At 51.1% G+C, this 1234-nt stretch carries 1 rRNA gene; it reads left to right on the top strand.

Annotated features, from left to right (window positions below):
• Nucleotides 1-1234 (top strand): 23S ribosomal RNA (locus ACFW6A_RS39150); the annotation flags it as partial.

The raw sequence follows: 1234 nt of genomic DNA, 5'->3' as shown, positions 1-1234 counted from the left end.
ATAAACAATGTATCCTGAGTACGGCGGAACACGTGAAATTCCGTCGGAATCTGGGAGGACCATCTCCCAAGGCTAAATACTCCCTAGTGATCGATAGTGAACCAGTACCGTGAGGGAAAGGTGAAAAGCACCCCGGAAGGGGAGTGAAAGAGATCCTGAAACCGTGTGCCTACAAATAGTCAGAGCCCGTTAACGGGTGATGGCGTGCCTTTTGTAGAATGAACCGGCGAGTTACGATCCCGTGCGAGGTTAAGCTGAAGAGGCGGAGCCGCAGCGAAAGCGAGTCTGAATAGGGCGTTTAGTACGTGGTCGTAGACCCGAAACCAGGTGATCTACCCATGTCCAGGGTGAAGTTCAGGTAACACTGAATGGAGGCCCGAACCCACGCACGTTGAAAAGTGCGGGGATGAGGTGTGGGTAGCGGAGAAATTCCAATCGAACCTGGAGATAGCTGGTTCTCCCCGAAATAGCTTTAGGGCTAGCCTTAAGTGTAAGAGTCTTGGAGGTAGAGCACTGATTGGACTAGGGGTCCTCATCGGATTACCGAATTCAGTCAAACTCCGAATGCCAATGACTTATCCTTAGGAGTCAGACTGCGAGTGATAAGATCCGTAGTCAAAAGGGAAACAGCCCAGACCGCCAGCTAAGGTCCCAAAGTGTGTATTAAGTGGAAAAGGATGTGGAGTTGCTTAGACAACTAGGATGTTGGCTTAGAAGCAGCCACCATTTAAAGAGTGCGTAATAGCTCACTAGTCGAGTGACTCTGCGCCGAAAATGTACCGGGGCTAAATACACCACCGAAGCTGCGGATTGATACCAATGGTATCAGTGGTAGGGGAGCGTTCTAAGGACAGTGAAGTCAGACCGGAAGGACTGGTGGAGTGCTTAGAAGTGAGAATGCCGGTATGAGTAGCGAAAGACGGGTGAGAATCCCGTCCACCGAATGCCTAAGGTTTCCTGAGGAAGGCTCGTCCGCTCAGGGTTAGTCAGGACCTAAGCCGAGGCCGACAGGCGTAGGCGATGGACAACAGGTTGATATTCCTGTACCACCTCTTTATCGTTTGAGCAATGGAGGGACGCAGAAGGATAGGGTAAGCGCGGTATTGGATATCCGCGTCCAAGCAGTTAGGCTGGGAAATAGGCAAATCCGTTTCCTATAAGGCTGAGCTGTGATGGCGAGCGAAATATAGTAGCGAAGTTCCTGATTCCACACTGCCAAGAAAAGCCTCTAGCG

The sequence above is a fragment of the Streptomyces sp. NPDC058758 genome (assembly GCF_042746075.1).
Taxonomy (GTDB): domain Bacteria; phylum Actinomycetota; class Actinomycetes; order Streptomycetales; family Streptomycetaceae; genus Streptomyces.
The sequence above is the reverse complement of the archived record's forward strand: the minus strand, read 5'-3'. Positions and strand labels throughout refer to the sequence as shown.